Raw genomic sequence first — 19023 nt, 5'->3', positions numbered from 1 at the left:
TTGTCAGGCCGACACGCTGATTTCGATGCACGTGTCGTGACGCAAGCGATGCGGACCGCGCTCCGGGCCGCATCGCGCTTCCCGTTCTAGCGAGCGACGCTTATGTTCAGCACGACCGTCTTCCTTCAGGGCTTGCCGCTGCTGCTGCATGCGGCGCTCGCCACTATCGGCATTTCGCTGACAGGTTTGCTGATCGGCTTCTTCGTCGCGATCGGCGTGTGCGCGGCGCGGCTCTCGCCGAACCGCGCGGCGCGCATGTTCGGCGGCGCGTACGTGTTCTTCTTTCGCGGCGTGCCGATGCTGGTGCAATTGCTGCTGGTGTACTACCTGCTGCCGTTCGCGGGCATCAACGTGTCGCCGGTGGTGGCGGCGGTCAGCGCCGTCTCGCTGTGTTCCGCGTCCTATATCGCCGAGATCCTGCGCGGCGGTTTTCTCAGCATTCCGCCGGGCCATCTCGAAGCCGCGCGCATGCTCGGCCTCTCGCCGTTCGACATGCTGCGGCGCATTCTCGTGCCGCAAGCGTTCCGTCTGACGCTGCCGTCGCTCGTCAATGAAATGGTGCTGCTCATCAAGGCTTCGTCGCTGATCTCGGTGGTGGGCGTGGCCGAGTTGACGCGCACCGCGCAGAACATCGCCGCCAGCACCTATCGGCCGCTGGAAGCGTATCTTGCCGCCGGGCTGATTTACTTCGTGATCTGCGGTGCGCTCACGCTCGTCGCGCACGCCGCCGAACACCGCTTGCAGCACGCTTGAGCGGCTCTGCGTCCGACATCGAATCCATCCATGCAAAAGCTCGATCCCACCGTCATTACGCACCACCTGCAGCCGATCGCCGCGGGCCTCGCCACGACGCTCGGCACATGGGCTGCGGGGGTCGCGATCGGCATCCTGATCGGCTTTCTGATTGCCGTGCTGCAACTGTTTTGCGGCCGCTGGGTGCGCGGCGCGCTGCGCGTCTATATCGAACTGTTTCGCGGCACGCCGTTTCTCGTGCAACTCTTTTTGCTTTATTACGGCGGACCGTCCTTCGGCCTCACGCTCGAACCGATGACCGCGGGTGTGCTCGGACTCGGCCTGTACGGCAGCGCCTATTTTGCCGAAGCCTTCCGCTCCGGTTTTCAATCGGTGCCACCGGGTCATCTCGAAGCGGCGTCGTGTCTCGGTCTCACGCGCTGGCAGGCGGTGATGCGGATTCAGGTGCCGCAAATGCTCGTGCTGATCGTGCCCGCGCTCACCAATCTGATCATCGTGCTGAGCAAGGAAACGGCCGTGCTGTCCATCGTCACCGTGCCCGAGCTCACGTTCGTGCTGACCGGCATCGGTTCGGCGACCTTCGCCTTCGTCGAAACGCTGCTCGTGCTGTGCGTGTGCTATCTCGCGCTGGTCGAACTGACTTCGCGCGCGGGCATGTGGGCTGAAACCCGCATCGCACGCTTCATGGCATGAACGAAAACGGAGACCCTCTTATGAACGCCATCGCCGACATGCCCTCCTCCGCGTCCACTGCCCACGTCAAAGCATCGCCCGGCGCGCCGTTGATCGAAGTGCGCGACCTGCGCAAACGCTTCGGCGAAGTCGAAGTGCTGCGCGGCGTCGATCTCGAGATCGCGCGCTCGGAGGTGGTCTGCATCATCGGCCCGTCCGGTTCGGGCAAAAGCACGCTGCTGCGCTGCCTCGCCGCACTCGAGACCTACGATCAGGGCGACGTGCGCATCGAAGGCGAACTGCTCGGCTACAGCGAGCGCAACGGCAAACGCGTGCGCGCCTCGCAAAGCGAGATCAACCGCGTGCGCCGCAACGTCGGCATGGTGTTTCAGCAGTTCAATCTGTGGCCGCACATGACCGCGCTCGGCAACGTGATGGAATCGCTGCTGCGCGTGCGGCATCTGTCGCGCGACGAGGCGCGCCGCCGCGCCAATGCGATGCTCGACACGGTCGGGCTCGCGCACAAGGGCGACGCGTATCCGGCCAAGCTCTCGGGCGGCCAGCAGCAGCGCGTGGCGATTGCGCGCGCGCTCGCCATGGAGCCGCACATCATGCTGTTCGACGAGCCGACCTCCGCGCTCGACCCCGAACTGGTGGGCGAAGTGCTGCAAGTGATGAAGCAGCTCGCGCGCGACGGCATGACGATGGCCGTGGTCACGCACGAAATGGGTTTCGCGGCGCAGGTCGCGGACAAGGTCATGTTCATCGACCAGGGCCGGATCGCCGTGCAGGGCAACCCGCGCGATGTGTTTCACGATGCCGGCCAGCCGCGGTTGCGGCAGTTCCTGCAAAACTACTTCGACCGCAACGCATTCTGGACGCGCGGCCCCGACGACGCGCAACCGCTATGAGCGCGCGCCGGTTTCCGCCCGTTTCACGCGCGCACTGAGTCAAAGGCCCAGCCGATGTCTTCCAGCGTTCGCAGCCGGGCTCACGACAAGCCGCCGTCCGCCGCGGCGATGAAAGCCGCGCGCGCCGCAGCCGATGCACCGGCCGCGCGCTACGAACAGGTGAAGAGCCACATCCGGCACATCATCGAATCGGGTGAACGCCAGGCGGGCGACCGTCTGCCGTCCGAACTCGATCTGGTCGCGACGCTCGGCGTCTCGCGCATGACGGTCAATCGCGCGCTGCGCGAGCTCGCCGAAGAGGGGCTCGTCACGCGCGTCTCGGGCGTGGGCACCTTCGTCGCGCAGAGCAAGCCGCAATCCACGCTGCTGATGATCGCCCATATCGGCGACGAGATCCGCTCGCGCGGCCACGAATATCGCTACGACACCGTCCTGTTGCAGCGCGAAACGGCCTCCGTGATGGTGTCGAACGCGTTAGGGCTTGCGCCGGGTGCTTCGGTGTTTCATGTGATCTGCGTGCATCGGGAGAACGGCTTGCCGGTGCAACTGGAGGATCGCTATGTGAATCCGGCGATCGCGCCGGATTTTCTGCTGCAGGATTTTTCAGCGACCAGACCGTCGGAATATCTGTTCGAGATCGTGCCGGCGCACGACGTCGAGCACGTGGTCGACGCGGGCTTGCCCACGCGCGCCGAAGCCGAACTGCTCGAAATCCGCGCCGAAGAGCCGTGTCTCACGCTGATGCGCCGCACGTGGACGAGCGGCGTGGCGGTCACGTTCGCGCGTTTCGTGCATCCGGGCTCGCGCTACCGGCTAGGCTGCCGCTTCTCGCCAGATATGTCGCAACGCCAGGGTTGAAAACGCGCTCCGTGTCGAACCACGCTAGACGTTGCCCGCCAGATGAAAACGCGACGCCGGATGCCACAGCTGCACCGATGTCGCCACGTCGTCCCCCACCCAGGTGCGACGCCAGAGTTGCAGGCACGGTTCGCCGATATCCATCATCAGATGCCGCCGCACATGGGCGTCGGGCTTCTGCGCATAGATGCGGAACTCCGCGCGCTGAATCGGCGCGAGCCGCACCATGTAGTGATTCGGCGTCTCGATCGTAAAGTCCTGTTGCAGGTAATCGGGGAACACCTTCGGGTTGACGTAGCGGTCCTCGTACTGAATCGGCTCGCCCTCCTCGCTGTGCACGATGCACGAGTGAAACGCCGGCCCGCAGGCGAGACCGAGTGCTTCGAGCGCGTTCGGGTCGTCGCTCGGTTCGAGCGTCAGCACGCGCGCGAAATGGCGGTGGCCGCGCGCGGCGATTTCGTCGGCGATATTGCGGATTTCCAGCACGGTCGATTCGTAGCGCTGCGGCGCGACGAACGTGCCCGAGCCTTGCACGCGCGTAAGCACGCGCTCGGTGGTCAATTCGCGCAGCGCGCGCGACACCGTCATGCGCGCGACGCCAAATTCCTTGACCAGTTCCGCTTCGGACGGAATCAGGCCGCCGGGCTTCCAGTCCCCTTCGCTGATGCGCCTGATCACATAGCGTTTGATCTGCTCATAGGCGGGCATCGCCTTCGCGGGTGTCGCCGGTTTGCTATCAGGGCAGTCCTGCGTCTCTGCGCTTCTCGCGTTTGTAGTTGTGTTCACTCCGACCTCGTGGGTGGTACGCGGGTTGTACCTGACTGGTACACCTCGGCCGGCTTGCCGGCGGGTAAGCCTGCTCACCGGCGCTGTTCCATCATGCCATGTGTGCGGCGGCCTGCCCGTCGTTGACGGCGCCGCTCGCGGCCGCGCGCACGTGGCCCGCGGCCGCCAGACGGGTGAGCGTGGCCGGTGGCGTCAACGCCGCGCCGCCGGCGGACGTGACGGGTCGCGGGCCAATGTTACCAGGGTTCGGCAACGGCGGCGGCGCCTCGTCGGCGATCATGCGAAAGGCGATGCTCATGTCGTCCGCGAGCGGCCGGTCGTCGCGGTACGCCGGCACGACGCGGCGCACGCGCTGCCAGAGCGCTTCGGTGTGCGGCGCGCGCGGCGCGTCGATGCTTTGCAGGTCGTAGGCTTGCGTCGCCGCCAGCAATTCGATCGCGACGATGCGCCCGCCGTTGTCGATAATCTCCAGCGCCTTCAACGCGGCGGGCGTGGCATGGCACAGGTGGTCTTCCTGCAAACCCGAGGTGATGCCGCCGTCGAGACTCGCGGGCAGCGCGAGACGCCGGTTCTGCGCGACCAGCGACGCTGCGGTGTACTGCGCGATCATGAAACCGGAGCAGGTGCCGCCCGGTTCGGCGAGAAACGCCGGCAGGCCGCTGACCAGCGGATTGACGAGGCGGTCCAGGCGCCGCTCGGCCATCGCGGCGACCTGCGCGATCGCGGTGGCGAGACTGTCCATCGCCAGCGCGATCGAGGCGCCTACCGCGTGCGCCTGCGAATACACGCGCGGGTCCTCCGGCGTACCGGCGACGATCGGGTTATCGGTAATCGACGCGAGTTCCCGATCGACCACCTCGGCGGTCGCGGCGAGCACATCGCGCGCGGCGCCGTGCACGTGCGGAATGGTCCGCATGCTCAGCGGATCCTGCGTGCGATGGCCGACCACCGCGGCCAGAATGCCGCTGTCGGCCAACGCGGCGCGCATCCGCTCGCCGACCTTGTTCAGCCCCGGCGAGATGCGCAAGGCAAGCGATGCTTCATCGAAAGCCGCGAGCTGACCGCGCAGATTCTCGAAGCTCATCGAGGCGACCATATCGGTCCAGTCGAGCAGGCGTTCGGCACGCGCGAGCGCCAACGCGGCGAGGCCGGTGACGCACGGCGTGCCGTTGACCATGCTCAAGCCCTCCTTGGCTTCGAGCACGAGCGGTTCGAGCCCGATGCGCTGCAGCGCGTCGCGTCCTTTGAGCCGTTCGCCGCGAAAGCGCACGTAGCCCTCGCCGATGCAGACGAGCGCGATATGCGCCATGTGGCTCAGATAACCGACCGAGCCGAACGCCGGCACTTCGGGCAGGCAATCCGCGTTGAGCAGCGCCACCAGTTGGTCCGCGACTTCGAGACGAATACCCGAATGACCATGCGCGAAGTTATTGACGGCCGCGGCCATGATCGCGCGCGTTTCGGCGACACCGAGCGGCGCGCCGACGCCGACCGCGTGGCTCATCAGGATGTTGCGCGACAACGTGCGCTGTTCACCCGGCGAGACGATGACGTCGCACAGCGCGCCGACGCCGGTGTTCACGCCATACGCGCGTATCCCGCGCTCGACGATCTGTTCGACGAGCACGCGCGCCGCCGCGATGCGCGCGCGGGCGTCGGCGGAAAGTTCGAGGGGCTCGCCGGCGGCAACCGCTGCCACCTGAGCCCAGTCGAGAGGACGATTGGAACGGATCACGGCCATGTCAGTGCTCTGCTCGGTAGATTGCCTGGTGATGCTGATCAGTTGGTGGTGCGGTCCTGATGGCTCGACACGAATTGCCGGAAGCGATCCGACTTGCATTCGACGAACACTTCGTCGGGCGTGCCGTCGGCTTCCACTTGCCCCTGATGCAGAAACATCACGCGATTGGACACGTGGCGCGCGAAACCCATTTCGTGCGTGACGACCAGCATGGTGCGGCCTTCTTCGGCCAGCGAGCGCATCACGCGCAGCACTTCGCCCACCAGTTCGGGATCGAGCGCCGAAGTCGGCTCGTCGAACAGCATGACTTTCGGATGCATCGCCAACGCGCGCGCAATCGCCACGCGTTGCTGCTGTCCGCCCGACAGATGCGCGGGATAGTGGCCGCGCTTTTCCGCGAGGCCGACTTTCGCCAGCAGCGCCTCGGCCTCTTCGACCGACTCGGCGCGGCTGCGCTTTTGCACGCGCATCGGCCCTTCGATCAGATTCTCCAGCACCGTCATATGCGACCAGAGATTGAAGTTCTGGAACACCATGCCGAGTTGCGAGCGCACCCGGTCCACCTGGCGGCGGTCGCTCGGCTGCAGCTTGCCGTCGCTGCGGCGCTTCATTTTCAGTTCTTCGCCGGCCAGCGCGACCGAGCCGTCGTCGGGCGTCTCGAGCAGATTCAGGCAGCGCAGGAACGTGCTCTTGCCCGAGCCGCTCGCGCCGAGAATCGAGATCACATCGCCCTGGTGGGCGTCGAGCGAAATGCCCTTGAGCACGTGATGATCGCCGAACGACTTGTGAATGTTCTTGACCGACAGTGCAACGGGTGCCGTAGCGTTCATGGGATTCTCCAGATTCATCCAGGATGGGCGGCCGTTCAGGGCGCGGCGCGACGCGCTTCGGTGCTGCCCGAAACCGCGCGGCTCGCCGCGGGCTGCGGGCGCGCCGCGCGCAGGTGGCGCGACAGGCGCGTTTCGAGCAAGCCAAGCAGGCGCACGATGACAAAATTCAGGAACAGATAGATCAGCGCGGCGCAGATGAAGACTTCCGTCGTGCGATAGGTTTGCTGAATGATCTGCTGCGCGACGCCGGTCACTTCCCACACGGTGACGAGACTCGCGAGCGCGGTCGATTTGACGAGCAGCACGGCTTCGGTCGAATACGCCGGCAGGCACTGGCGCAATGCGATCGGGCCGATCACGCGGCGCAGCAGCGCGAAGCCCGACAGGCCGATCGAGTAGCCGGCCTCGATCTGACCGACCGGCACGGCCATCAACCCGCCGCGAATGATCTCGGCGGTATAGCCGGCCGTGCATAGCGCGAGCGACAACACCGCGCACATGTAGGGTTCGCGCAGCACCGGCCACAGGAAGCTCTCGCGTATCACGCCGAACTGGCCCATGCCGTAGTACACGAGGAACATCTGGATCAGCAGCGGCGAGCCGCGGAACACGAGGATATAAGCGCGCGCGAAGCGATTCGGCAGCCAGTGCGGCGACACGCGCATCGTGACGATCACGAGCGAGAGCAGGCCGCCGAGAATCAGCGAGCAGAAGAACAGACCAAGCGTGGTCGGCACGGCCCCGAGCAGTTGCTTGAGCGTGTCGAACAGAAAGTCGAAGTCGAAATGCATGATGGCCGCCCTCGTCAGTTACGCGCGAAGTTGCGCTTGAAGGACCGGCCCACGCGCGCTTCGGCGCGATTGAAGACGCGGTTCGAGATGCTGGTCATGAGCAGATAAAGCGCGCCGCCCACCACGAAGAACGTGAAGTACTGATGCGTGGACCCTGCCGCCACCTGGCTCGTGCGCAGCAATTCGGCGAGCCCCGTCACGGAGATCAGCGCCGAGTCCTTCAGGCTCAACTGCCACACGTTGCCGATGCCGGGCAACGCGAAACGCAGCACTTGAGGAATCAGGATGCGGCGCGCCATGGTGAGCGTGGGCATGCCGATCGAGCGCGCGGCTTCGAGTTCGCCGCGCGACACCGCCAGCACCGCCGAGCGATACACCTCGGCCTGATAGGCGCCTGAAATCATGCCCACGGCAAGCGCGCCGATCACGAACGGCGGCACGCCGACAAAACCTTCCGCGCCGAACCACTGGCCGACAGTGGTGACGAGCGTCGAGCCGCCGAAATAGAACAGATAGATGACGAGCAGTTCGGGCACGCCGCGAAACACGGTGGTGTAGATATCGCCGACCACGCGCAAGGTGCGCAAATGCGACAGCTTGGCCGCCGCCACCAGCGCGCCGAACACGGCGCCGACCGCGAGCGCCGCCAGGGTGAGCGCGACCGTCATCAACGCCGCGAGCAGCAACACGCCGCCCCAGCCTTCCGGCCCGAAGCCGAGCATCTGTATCAGAGCCATTCTCTACCTCTCATCCGTTACGGCGGATCCAACCGCTCGGCACGCGCAATGCGGTCACGCGCGCCGTACTCTCTGAACGCGCCCGGGAAAACGCGCGAGCCGCCCGCGGGTTTCGCCTCGCGCAAAGCGGCGACATGGCAAGCGAGCGCGCCGCCGGCGACTGGCGCAGGCTCACCGCCAGCACCGCGCCGCCTCGACGTTCGCGGGCGCCCGCTCGATCAAGGCGTGACGTCGGTCTTGAACCACTTGTTGGAAAGCTTCTTGACGGTGCCGTCGGCGAGCGCCGCGCTGATCGCCGTGTCGAACTTCGCTTTCAGATCGGCGTCCTGCTTGCGGAACGCCAGACCTTCACCCGGGCCCCAGATCGGGCCGCCGATCTTCGGGCCGGCCATCACGATCGACGCGGTTTCTTTCTTGTCGATGTTGGCCGCGTAGTAGGTCACGTCGTCGAACGAGGCGTCGATGCGGCCGTTGGCCAGATCCAGATCGCGCTCGGGCGACGTCTTGTAGACGCGGATCGTGGCGACGTCCTTGAAGCCGTCATTGATGAACTTGGTGTAGACCGTGCCCGACTGAATGCCGATGGTCTTACCCTTCAACTGCTTGCGCAAAGCGTCGACAGTCGGCTGGTCGGCCTTCGGGTCACCCGACAGCTTGACGACGCCCGCGCCCGGCGCGGCCTTCGGCAGAATCTTCGCATCGGCCACGGCGAACGTAGCAGGCGTGGCGGCGTACGGCTTCGAGAAGGCGATGATCTTTTCCCGCTCCGGCGTGATCGAGATCGCATCCATCAGGACATCGAATTTGCCTGCCTGCAGACCGGGAATCATGCCGTCCCAATCTTGCGCCACGAGGTTGCATTGCAGCTTGATGCGCTCGCACAGGTTCGCGACGAGTTCAGGTTCGAAGCCGCCCAGCTTGCCGCCCGGCAAGGTCAGATTCCACGGTGCGTAGCCGCCTTCGAGCGCGATCGTTACCGTCTTCCAGTCTTTGGCCTGCGCCGGTGCCGCGAAAATCGCCGCGGCGCCGATCACGGCGCCGATCCATGCCTTTGCTGCCGTCGTGCGCTTCACTTTCACGTCGAAACTCCTTTGATTGAGGAAACCGTCGAACCGAGTGTTTAATCGCTGCTTAATTTGTATAGACAAGTCTGCATGAGTCAAAAAGCCGCTGCAAGAAGAATTGCGGGAAATTGGCGGGATCATCGGGTAAGCCCCTAGACGATGCCGTTTGGCGCGGCTTGGCGGGGAGTTTTCAAGTGTGAAAGGCGGGGGGCGCGCGCGGCCGAATAGGCCGGCGCCAATTGTTTTGTCTAGACAGGTTGGTGCGCGACGCGCCGCCGCGTAAGCGCCGATGGTGCCTGGAATGCGCCTACCAGACGAACGGCACGAACCGATAACGCACGCGCGCCATGTAGTCCGTATAACCGTCGAGTTGCGCGGCCAGCACGCGCTCTTCGCGCACCGCGCGCCAGCCGATGCCGATCACCATGAACGGCGCGAAGGCGAGTCCCCACCACGACCCGAGCAACAAGGGGGTGCCGATGAACATCAGCAGCGCGGCGGCATACATGGGGTGGCGCACATGCGCGTAGGGGCCGGTGTCGATCACCTTATGCCCGCGGCTCGTCTGGATCTTCACGACCGGCGCGGCATAGCTGTTGGCCTCAAACACGAAGCGGCACATGAAGAGACAGAGGAACACGCAGAGCGAGCCCAAGCTGACCAGCACGACCGGCAGCGGCGCGGTCCAATGAAAGCGCATCGCGTCGAACGCCATCAGGACCAGCCAGCCGCACCACGCCACGCAGACGCCCACCATGAACATGCGGTCCCAGCGGCTTTGCTGCTTCTGCACGAACGGCGACAGACGCTCGGCTAGCAAGCCGGGATCGTGACGCGCCAGCCACAAGCCGATCCACAGACTCAGCACGCCCAACTCGATCACGTACCACCACGCGGCCGGCCATGCAAAGGTGCCCGCCGCGCCGAACAGCAGCGCGCCCATGCCCGCCAGCCAGACCACCGTTTGGAAGACGAGGCGCGCGACCATGACCGTTTTCTCCTACGTGGTTGTTGCCGGCGTGCGCACGCGTTCGAATATCTCGGCGATGTCGATCTCGCCGGTATCGAGGCCGAACCGATCGCGCAGACACGCGGCCAGTTCGTCGGCGCTCGTGAGTTGCCGCTCGCTGATGAGCCGGCCGTCCGCGGCGCGTTCGCTCAGTTGATCGTTGAGCAGCGCGAGCCGCGCCTCGGGCAACACGCGGCACACGATCAGGTTGCTCGCAAAAATGGCTTCCGGCGATGTCGATGTGTACCAGTTGGAGGTTTCGTAATCGATCCACTCGACCGGATGCAGATCGAAGCGGTAGACCCGCGCCCAGCTTTCGTCGCGCGCCTGCACTTCGAGATAGAGCGCCTCGCGCGACGCGTCGGCGAGGCGAAACGTGCCGAGCTCGGTGGGCTGCGCGAGCCCCGCGGTCAGCTTCAGCGGCGCGGTCAGCGTCACGCTGCCGAAGCCGACGTCCGCGATCCACGCTGCGTCGTTCAGGTCGACGCGCAACACCATATGCGTGCGAGGCGGAACGGCGTCCGATTCGCGGCCCCACAGCACGCGCCCGAGCAAGGGCGTGACCGTAAAGCCCAACTGAAGCAGCACGTTGGCGAACAGCGCGTTCTGTTCGAAACAGTAACCGCCGCGGCGTTCGGTGACGAGCTTGCGCTCCACCGCGTCGAGGTCCAGCTTCACCGGACGCCGCGTGAGCGGGTTCAGGTTCTCGAACGGGATCGCGCGCGGATGCAAGCGGTGAAGGGTTTGCAGGACTTCCAGCGTGGCCGCGCGCGGACCGTCGTAGCCTATGCGGGCAAAGTAATTTTCCAGATTCACTGTATGAGACATCGGCAGGGTCCCGGTATGGTGTTGGGCGCCGGACGCTTGTCGGCTATGTGCGACCGGGCGGTGTCGGGAATCGATCATAGCCGCTTTTATGGTCCGCTCGCTGCCGCGGCCTTTACCTGTTTTCGTAGATGGCGGCCGGCGCCGCAGCGGATTGCCCTTGTTACTGCCCGCCCTTTAACGCCGAGGTCGCGATCGACGGCACGCTGATGCCGTGGCTCGACGCGAACTGCACGGCGGCACTCAGCGTCGACATCAACGATTGCAACTGCCCCGGCGCCGATTGCGCAATGTACGAGGCGCTCTGCGCCGTCTGCGGATTCATGCCGGACTGCAGCAGCGACGACGGACTCATCTGGCCGATGCTGCCGAGCCCCGACTGCAAGCTGGCGTACTGGCTCACGCCTTTACCTAGCGACGACAGGCCGTCCGTGAAGGCCTCCTTGTTGACCGGCGTAGCCGACGCACCGCCGCTCGCACGGCTCGCGAACGCCTGGGTCAGCGTTTGCGACAGCGACTGCTGCGTGCTGCCCACCTGGGTCAGCTGACTCACCGACGGCGTCCCGCCGCTCAGCAATCCGGCCGCCTGTTGCGCCTGCCCGGCCGCGCTGCTCATGCCCATCGCGGAAGCAAGGCTCGACTGACCGCTGAGCACTTGCTGGTTCGCGCCCACATAGGTTTGCAACAGCTGCGAGACGCCGCCCGACGACGCCGTCGCACCGGCGCCCGCCGAACTGTCATCGCCGCCTATGCCGAACTGTTTGAGGTTCAACTGCGCATTCGACACGCCACTCACCAGCAAACCGCCGCTCGCCAGCAGCGAAATCAATACCTTGCGTTTGTTCATATCCATCTCCTTATTTGGCGTTCCGGGGCATTCGTGCGAGTTCGACACCGCACCCCCGAACGCGTTCGATATGACTACCGTCTTACGGTTTTATTGCATCCATATTCACGACGAATTACGCGCAGAAGCCAGCTAGTAGCTGCACGTAAGGCAAAAAGTTGTGCGCCAGTAATATTGATGCGAATCGTTCTCATTTGTGTTGACGCACGCATTTCGCATGCGTACGATCTCGCCAACTGCTGCACTGGATGTCGCGAACCATGCGGCAAAATCGCGGGCACGCGGCGACGTGCCGCGATGGTTCAAATCAGTCGATACAACACCAATAAGGATTTCGATGAAATTCGCCCATTTCAACGGACCCGGCGCGAAAGCGCGTCCGCTTCGCGATTGTCTGCCCCGCGCCAATGCGGCGTGCCGTTCACGTCTGGCCGGCTTGCCCTCTGTGCGGCGTGCCGCGCTTTGCACGGCGTTCGCCTGGGCTTCGCTGTCCGCCGGCGCGGTCCAGGCTCAAGCCAATCCCGATGCCGCGCCGGAAGCGCCCGAGGCCGACCTGAAGATCCAGGCGGCCCAGACGAATCAGTGGACCGGGTTCTGGAATCGTCAGCAGATGCTCGGCGACATCGGCGGCTTGCGCCCGTGGCTCGGCAAATACGGCGTGACCTTCACGCTCACCGAAACCAGCGAAGTGCTCGCCAACCTGCGCGGCGGCCTCGCGCGCGGCGCCGACTACGACGGCCTGACGACCGGCACCGTGCAACTGGACACGCAAAAGGCATTCGGCTTGCCCGGCGGCCTGTTCAACGTCAGTGCGCTGCAGATTCACGGCGCCAATCTCAGCGCGAACAAACTCGGCACGCTGAATACGGCGAGCGGTATCGAAGCGGACGACGCCACCCGCCTGTGGGAATTGTGGTACCAGCAATCGTTCCTGAACAAGCGCATCGACGTGAAGATCGGTCAGCAAAGTATCGACCAGGAATTCATCACCAGCACGTACTCCGCGCTGTTCGTCAACACGATGTTCGGCTGGCCCGCCCTGCCCTCGTACGACATGCCGTCCGGCGGCCCGGCGTATCCGCTGTCCGCCCTCGGCGTGCGCGTGCGCGGCCAGATCACGCCTTCGTTGACCGCGCTGGCCGGCGTGTTCGACGGCGATCCGCTCGGCAACAACCCGGACAACAAGAGCGGCACCAACTTCAATCTGCACAACGGCACGCTGTTCATCGGCGAATTGCAATATGCGATCAACCAGCCGGCCGACGGCGAAATGGTCGCCGCGGGCGGCGGCGGTTTGCCGGGCACCTACAAGGTCGGTGTCTGGTACAACAACGGCAGCTTCGCGGATCAGCGCTACGACAACACCGGCCTGTCGCTCGCGAATCCGGCCACGAGCGGCGTCGCCGCGAATCATCGCGGCGACTACAGCTTCTACGCCGTGGCCGACCAGATGGTCTGGCGCCCGGACCCGGACGGGCCGCGCAGCATCGGCGTGTTCGCCCGCGTGATGGGCGCGCCCGGCGATCGCAACCTGGTGAGTGTCGCCGCCAACCTCGGCGTGGTGATGAAAGCGCCGTTCGCCGGCCGCGACAACGACAGCGCGGGCCTCGCGCTCACCTACATCAAGGTCGGCAACCACGTGAACGGCCTCGATCTGGATAGCCGTGCGTTCAGCAACGGCCCGTATGGCGTGCGCACCAGCGAAACCACACTCGAGGCGACCTATCAGTATCAGGTCAATCCGTGGTGGCAACTGCAGGCCGACGCCCAATACACGTTCAACGCCGGCGCTGGCCAGAATCCGAACGATCCGGCGCAGCCGCTGCGCAATACGTTCGTCATCGGACTGCGGACCAACATCAACTTCTGATGACGTTCGCGCCCAATTCACCCGCTACCGACACATCGAATTCCATGCTTTCGATCATGACCGCAACCACCGCTTTGTGCGCAGGCACGGAGGCTCAATCGTGAACAATCCCACGCGCCAGTTTTCGCCGCGCGCGGCGCGGGCCCTTGCGCGGGGCCTCGCCGTGCCTCTGTTCGCCGCCGCTGTCGGCGTGGCCGCATTCGCGACGGCCGGCAGCGCGCAGGCCGAGCCGCAAGGCTTCCTCGAAACGGTGAAGCACCACACGACGCTGATCAACACCGTGCCCGGCAACGGCGACCAGAATCCGTATGCCGTGGTGGTCGCGCCGGTCACGGCGGGCACGCTCAAGCAAGGCGACGTGCTGGTCGGCAACTTCAATAACTCGACCAATCTGCAAGGCACCGGCAGCACCATCATCGACTATCACCCGGACACCAGAGAGATGACGGTGTTCGCCACGGTGCCGCGCGATCTGAAGGAATGCCCCGGCGGCATCGGCCTGTCCACCGCGATGACGATGCTCAAGTCCGGCTACGTGATCGTCGGCAGCACGCCGAGCAACGACGGCACCACCGGCACCAAGGGCGCCGGCTGCCTGATCGTGATCGATCCGCAGGGCAAGGTCGCGTCGACCATCACGAGCCCGAACATCAACGATCCGTGGGGCAACATGGCGGTCGTCGACAACGGCACGAGCGCCACGCTGTTCGTCAGCAACGCCGGCTTCGGCGTGGGCGGCGCGGACGGCAATCCGCCGGTGTTCAAGCAGGCCACCGTGCTGCGCCTCGACCTCGACGTGCCGGCCGGCAAGCCGCCCGTCGTGAAGAAGGAAACGGTGGTGGGCAGCAACTTCGGCGCGCAGGCGGACAAGGGCGTATTCCTCGTCGGCCCGACCGGCCTCGCGCTCTCGGCCGATCAGAAACTGCTGTACGTGTCCGACGCGATCGGCAACCGCATCACCGAAATCGACGAACCGATGACGCGCGACACGAGCGCGGGCGTCGGCCGCCAACTGACCGCCGACGGTCTGCTGCACCGCCCGCTCGCGATGGTCACCGCGCCCAACGGCCACCTGCTCGTGACCAACGCGCTGAACGGCCAGATCGTCGAAATCGATCCGGCGAGCGGCAAGCAGATCTACGCGCGCTGGATCGACACCGACAAGGCGCAATCGCCTCCGGGCAACGGCGACCTGTTCGGCCTCGCGATGACGCCTGCAGGCGACGGGTTCTACTACGTGCAGGACGACGTGAACACGCTCGTGCTCGCGAAGTGACTTGAAGAATGTTCCAACGCCGAAAGAAGGTGAAGTAACCATGTCAACCGATCACCCCCCGCGGCCCTCACGGCGCGGGTTTCTCAAGGCGGGCGGCGCCGCGGTCGCGGCCGGCGCGAGCCTCGGCACGGGTCTGACCACCTCGCAGAACGCGCAGGCCAGAACGCAGCCGCACGCTCCGGCCGATCCGCAACTGGCCGTCGAGCCGTTCTACGGCGCGCATCAAGGCGGCATCGTCACACCGCAGCAAAGCCACACCTATGTCGCCGCGCTCGACCTGAGCACCGACAGGCGTGAGGACGTGATCGCGCTGCTGCGCGCCTGGACCGACGCGGCCGCGCGTCTGACGCAAGGCGGCACGGCCGCGCCGCTGCCGACAGACAGCGCCGGCGCCAGCAAGGCCGCCCCCGACTCCGGCGACGTGCTCGGTCTCGGCCCGTGCGGCCTGACGATCACATTCGGCTTCGGCCCGGGTCTGTTCACGCACGAAGGCAAGGATCGCTATGGCCTCGCCGCGCGCCGCCCCGACGCGCTCGTCGATCTGCCGCGCTTTAACGGCGACCAGCTGATCAAGGAGAAAACCGGCGGCGACCTGTTCATCCAGGCCTGCGCGAACGACCAGCAAGTCGCGTTTCACGCGGTCCGGCAGTTGGCCCGTCTCGCTTACGGCACGGCGGCCATGCGCTGGGGCCAGGCCGGTTTCCTGTCGGGTCCGCGCGGTCAGACGCCGCGCAACCTGATGGGCTTCAAGGACGGCACCAACAATCCGTCCACGGCGAAGCCGCAGTTGATGAACGAATTCGTCTGGGCCGGCGCCAGCGCCGACGCGCCGTGGATGGAAGGCGGCACCTACACCGTCGTGCGGCGCATCCGCATCACGCTCGAGCACTGGGACAACACCGAGCTGGACTTTCAGGAACAGGTGTTCGGACGTCACAAATACAGCGGCGCGCCGATCGGCAAGAAGAACGAGTTCGATGCCGTGGACCTGAAGGCAGAGGACAAGGACGGCAATCCGGTGATTCCGGAGAACTCGCACGTGCGTCTGTCGAATCAGGCGAGCAACAACGGCGCGCAGATTCTGCGCCGTTCGTACTCGTATAACGACGGCACCAACTTCTATATCGAGCGCTGGCCGCCATGGCGCCAGGAAACGGAATACGACGCGGGCCTCATCTTCATTGCACACCAAAGCGACCCGCGCACCGGCTTCATTCCGATCAACGACAGGCTCGCGAAGTTCGACATGATGAACCAGTTCACGACGCACGTCGGCAGCGCGATTTTCGCCGTGCCGCCGGGCGCGAAGCCGGGCTCGTATATCGGCGCGGGATTGTTCGAGACGTAATGTGAACCGGGCAGTCGACCCCACACCGCTCACCTACACCATCACAACGGATTTCTGGATCATGGCTTACAACTGGTTTGGCATTCGCCTGCGTATTCTGGGCAGCGCGGCCGCGCTCACGCTGACCGCTTTCGCGACCGCGCCGTCGGCGGCGCACGCCGCGTCGATCACGCTGTATAACGCGCAACACGAGCAGGTCGTCAATCTGCTCGCCAGGGACTTCGAAAAGCAGTCGGGCATTTCGGTGAAGATCCGCAACGGCGAAGGCCCGGCGATGGCCGCGCAGATCGTCGCGGAAGGCGCGGCCACGCCCGCCGACGTGTACTTCACGGAAAACTCGCCAGAGCTGATGCTGCTCGAAGAGAAAGGCCTGCTGAACAAGGTGGATAGCTCGACGCTCGCCACCGTGCCGGCGCGTTTCAGCTCGCCGGGCGGCGCATGGGTCGCGGTGACCGCGCGTGAAAACGTGCTCGCCTACAACACCATCAAGCTGCAGGCTTCGCAACTGCCGCAATCGCTGTTCGATCTCGCCAAACCGGAGTGGAAAGGCAAGATCGGCATTGCCCCGAGCGACGGCGACTTCCTGCCGCTCGTCTCCGCCGTGCTCGCGCTGAAGGGCGAAGCGCAAACGCTGCAATGGCTCAAGGGCCTGAAAACCAACGCGCAGATTTTCGACGACGACGAAGGCGTGGTCGCCGCCGTGAATCGCGGCGGTGTCGCGACCGGTCTGGTCAATAACTACTACTGGGCGCGTCTGCATGCCGAGCTCGGCGATGGCAAGACCCGCAGCGCGATCTATCACTTCGGCAACGGCGACGCCGGCGCGGCAGTGAACGTATCGGGCGCCGCGGTGCTCAAGTCCGCGCACAACGCGGACGGCGCACAGAAGTTTCTCGCTTACCTGGTGAGCGATCGCGCGCAACAGTTAATGGCGAACAGCCACGTGATGTTCGAGTATCCGCTGCGCGCGGGCGTCGCTCCGGACCCGATCCTCAAGCCTTTCGCCGAGTTGAGCCCGCCGCCGCTGACCATCCAGCAACTCGGCGACGACAGCCAGGCCGGCAAGCTGCTGCGTCAGGCAGGCCTGCTGTAAATGAGCGAAGCTTTGTCGGCCGGCCCACCTGCCGTCGCCCCGCTCCCGGCGCGCGCCCGTTCGCGCGCGCCGCGCGGTCTGTTCGCGGCGGCGGCGCTCTGCGCTTTGCTGGTGGTGCTGCCGATCGCGTTCACGTTCTGGCGTGCCGCGAGCTTCGGCGCCCATGAAGCGATCGATCTGGTGTTCCGGCCGCTCGTCGGCGAACTGCTGATCAACACGTTGACGATCACCGTCTCGGCCACGCTGGTGTGCGCCGTGATCGGCACAGCCGCGGCGTGGTTCGTCGAACGCACGCATTTGCCCGGACGCCGCGCGTGGGCGGTGTTGAGCGCCGCGCCGCTCGCCATGCCGGCCTTCATCTCGAGCTATGCGTGGGTGTCGCTGAGCCTGGATTTGCAGGACTTCGCGGGCGCGCTGCTCGTGCTGACCTGCGCGTATTTTCCGCTCGTCTATCTGCCGGTCGCCGCGGCATTGCGCAACATGGATCCCGCGCTCGAAGAAAGCGCGCGCGCACTCGGTTGCAACCGTTGGACCAGCTTCATTCGCGTGGTGCTGCCGCAACTGCGTCCCGCGTTGCTCGGCGGCATGCTGCTGGTGGCGCTCGGCGTGCTGTCCGAGTTCGGCGCGTTCACGCTGCTGCGGTTTCGCACGTTCACCACGCAGATCTACGCGGAATTCCGCACCAGTTTCGATGGCGGCGGCGCGTCGCTGCTCGCGTGCCTGCTGATCGTGATCTGCCTGATCGTGCTGGCCTTCGAGTTTCGCGTGCGCGGCGCGGCGCGCTATGAACGCGTCGATCGCGGGACACGCCGCGCGGTCCTGCGCTACGACCTCGGCGTGTGGCGCTGGATCGTCGTCGCCGGCTTCGCGCTGCTGTCGGTCACCACCCTCGGCGGGCCGCTCGGCATGATCGGCTACTGGCTCACCCAGCCGGGCGCGGCCGCCGTTACGCCGGCCGATGTTTCGCCCGAACTGCTGTTCAACGCCACGCTTTCGTCGCTGGGTTTCGGCCTTGCCGCCGCACTGTTGACCACGCTGCTCGTCGTGCCGCTCGCGTTTTTGCTGGTGCGCTATCCGAGCCGTTTCGCGACGCTGTTCGAACGCACGGTGTTTCTCGCGCAAGGCGTGCCGGGTCTGGTGATCGCGCTCGCGATCGTGTCGCTCGCGGTGCACATGCTGCAACCGCTCTATCAGAGCGCGACGCTGCTGGTGATCGCCTACGCCATGCTGTTCATGCCGGTGGCGCTGGTGAGTGTGCGCGCCGCCTTCATGCAGGCGCAGCCGCGCCTCGAGGAAACCGCGCGCGCGCTCGGCCTGAACTGGCCGCAAACCCTGTTTCGCGTGGTGTTGCCACTGGCGGCGCCCGGCCTCGGCGCGGCCGCGGCAATGGTGTTCATCTCGGTCGTCACCGAACTGAACGCCACGCTGCTGCTCTCCCCGCTCGACACGCAAACCCTCGCCACCCAGGTCTGGGCCGACACCTCGACGATGGCGTTCGCCGCGGCGGCGCCGTACGCGGCGTTGCTCACCGGCATTTCGCTGTTCGCCTCGGGCCTGCTGTTCGCACTGCTCGGCAAATCGGCGCTACTCGGCGAACGCGGCTGAGGCGCCG

Annotated in this window: 18 protein-coding genes; 9 read left to right on the top strand and 9 right to left on the bottom strand. The window is 65.5% G+C overall.

The window, feature by feature from the left end; translation table 11 throughout:
* The first annotated feature begins 102 nt into the window (after positions 1–102).
* From CJU94_RS20630 to hutC (CJU94_RS20615), 4 genes are read left to right on the top strand one after another with little or no spacing between them, the layout of a single operon-like run.
* Positions 103–753: an amino acid ABC transporter permease gene (locus CJU94_RS20630; protein WP_095420584.1), complete on the top strand. Its 651-nt coding sequence runs from the start codon at positions 103–105 to the stop codon at positions 751–753.
* Between the two features lie 30 nt (positions 754–783).
* The gene (locus CJU94_RS20625; protein ID WP_095420583.1) at positions 784–1446 is read left to right on the top strand and encodes an amino acid ABC transporter permease; all 663 of its coding nucleotides are present in this window, start codon (positions 784–786) and stop codon (positions 1444–1446) included.
* A 20-nt stretch (positions 1447–1466) separates the two neighbouring features.
* On the top strand, positions 1467–2336 hold the full coding sequence (locus CJU94_RS20620) for an amino acid ABC transporter ATP-binding protein (protein WP_095420582.1): 870 nt from the start codon (positions 1467–1469) through the stop codon (positions 2334–2336).
* Between the two features lie 54 nt (positions 2337–2390).
* Positions 2391–3194, top strand: coding sequence for a histidine utilization repressor (gene hutC / locus CJU94_RS20615; RefSeq protein ID WP_095420581.1), 804 nt, complete (start codon positions 2391–2393; stop codon positions 3192–3194).
* Between the two features lie 24 nt (positions 3195–3218).
* Here the strand turns inward: hutC (CJU94_RS20615) and hutC (CJU94_RS20610) are convergent, their stop codons facing one another.
* The 9 genes from hutC (CJU94_RS20610) to CJU94_RS20570 form a co-directional block, all read right to left on the bottom strand.
* Positions 3219–3980, bottom strand: a complete 762-nt coding sequence (hutC, locus tag CJU94_RS20610) for a histidine utilization repressor (protein ID WP_425272222.1) — start codon at positions 3978–3980, stop codon at positions 3219–3221.
* Between the two features lie 91 nt (positions 3981–4071).
* Entirely contained in the window at positions 4072–5721 is a 1650-nt protein-coding gene (locus CJU94_RS20605; RefSeq protein ID WP_095420579.1) for an HAL/PAL/TAL family ammonia-lyase, read from the bottom strand.
* 38 nt (positions 5722–5759) lie between these two features.
* Positions 5760–6551 (bottom strand): ABC transporter ATP-binding protein, encoded by a 792-nt coding sequence (locus CJU94_RS20600; RefSeq protein WP_091802147.1) that lies wholly within the window; start codon positions 6549–6551, stop codon positions 5760–5762.
* A gap of 35 nt (positions 6552–6586) precedes the next feature.
* Entirely contained in the window at positions 6587–7342 is a 756-nt protein-coding gene (locus CJU94_RS20595; RefSeq protein ID WP_095420578.1) for an ABC transporter permease, read from the bottom strand.
* A 14-nt stretch (positions 7343–7356) separates the two neighbouring features.
* Positions 7357–8079, bottom strand: a complete 723-nt coding sequence (locus CJU94_RS20590; protein ID WP_095420577.1) for an ABC transporter permease — start codon at positions 8077–8079, stop codon at positions 7357–7359.
* A gap of 218 nt (positions 8080–8297) precedes the next feature.
* Positions 8298–9158, bottom strand: coding sequence for a transporter substrate-binding domain-containing protein (locus tag CJU94_RS20585; protein WP_095420576.1), 861 nt, complete (start codon positions 9156–9158; stop codon positions 8298–8300).
* Positions 9159–9450: 292 nt separating this feature from the next.
* On the bottom strand, positions 9451–10131 hold the full coding sequence (locus CJU94_RS20580) for a methyltransferase family protein (RefSeq protein WP_095420575.1): 681 nt from the start codon (positions 10129–10131) through the stop codon (positions 9451–9453).
* Positions 10132–10143: 12 nt separating this feature from the next.
* Positions 10144–10980, bottom strand: a complete 837-nt coding sequence (locus tag CJU94_RS20575) for an arylamine N-acetyltransferase family protein (protein WP_095420574.1) — start codon at positions 10978–10980, stop codon at positions 10144–10146.
* A gap of 160 nt (positions 10981–11140) precedes the next feature.
* Positions 11141–11824 carry a hypothetical protein gene (locus CJU94_RS20570; RefSeq protein WP_095420573.1) on the bottom strand — a complete coding sequence of 228 codons (684 nt, stop codon included), beginning with the start codon at positions 11822–11824 and terminating at the stop codon, positions 11141–11143.
* A 337-nt stretch (positions 11825–12161) separates the two neighbouring features.
* Between CJU94_RS20570 and CJU94_RS20565 the strand changes: the two genes are divergently transcribed.
* From CJU94_RS20565 to CJU94_RS20545, 5 genes are all read left to right on the top strand, one after another.
* On the top strand, positions 12162–13694 hold the full coding sequence (locus CJU94_RS20565) for a carbohydrate porin (protein ID WP_095420572.1): 1533 nt from the start codon (positions 12162–12164) through the stop codon (positions 13692–13694).
* 100 nt (positions 13695–13794) lie between these two features.
* The gene (locus CJU94_RS20560) at positions 13795–14970 is read left to right on the top strand and encodes an NHL repeat-containing protein (RefSeq protein ID WP_095420571.1); all 1176 of its coding nucleotides are present in this window, start codon (positions 13795–13797) and stop codon (positions 14968–14970) included.
* Positions 14971–15010: 40 nt separating this feature from the next.
* On the top strand, positions 15011–16318 hold the full coding sequence (gene efeB / locus CJU94_RS20555; RefSeq protein WP_095420570.1) for an iron uptake transporter deferrochelatase/peroxidase subunit: 1308 nt from the start codon (positions 15011–15013) through the stop codon (positions 16316–16318).
* Between the two features lie 61 nt (positions 16319–16379).
* Entirely contained in the window at positions 16380–17411 is a 1032-nt protein-coding gene (locus CJU94_RS20550) for an iron ABC transporter substrate-binding protein (protein ID WP_095422715.1), read from the top strand.
* Entirely contained in the window at positions 17412–19016 is a 1605-nt protein-coding gene (locus CJU94_RS20545) for an ABC transporter permease (protein WP_095420569.1), read from the top strand.
* Positions 19017–19023: the final 7 nt, after the last annotated feature.

Source organism: Paraburkholderia aromaticivorans, assembly GCF_002278075.1.
In the GTDB taxonomy this organism is placed as follows: domain Bacteria; phylum Pseudomonadota; class Gammaproteobacteria; order Burkholderiales; family Burkholderiaceae; genus Paraburkholderia; species Paraburkholderia aromaticivorans.
This window is presented reverse-complemented; position numbering and strand designations above follow the sequence as displayed.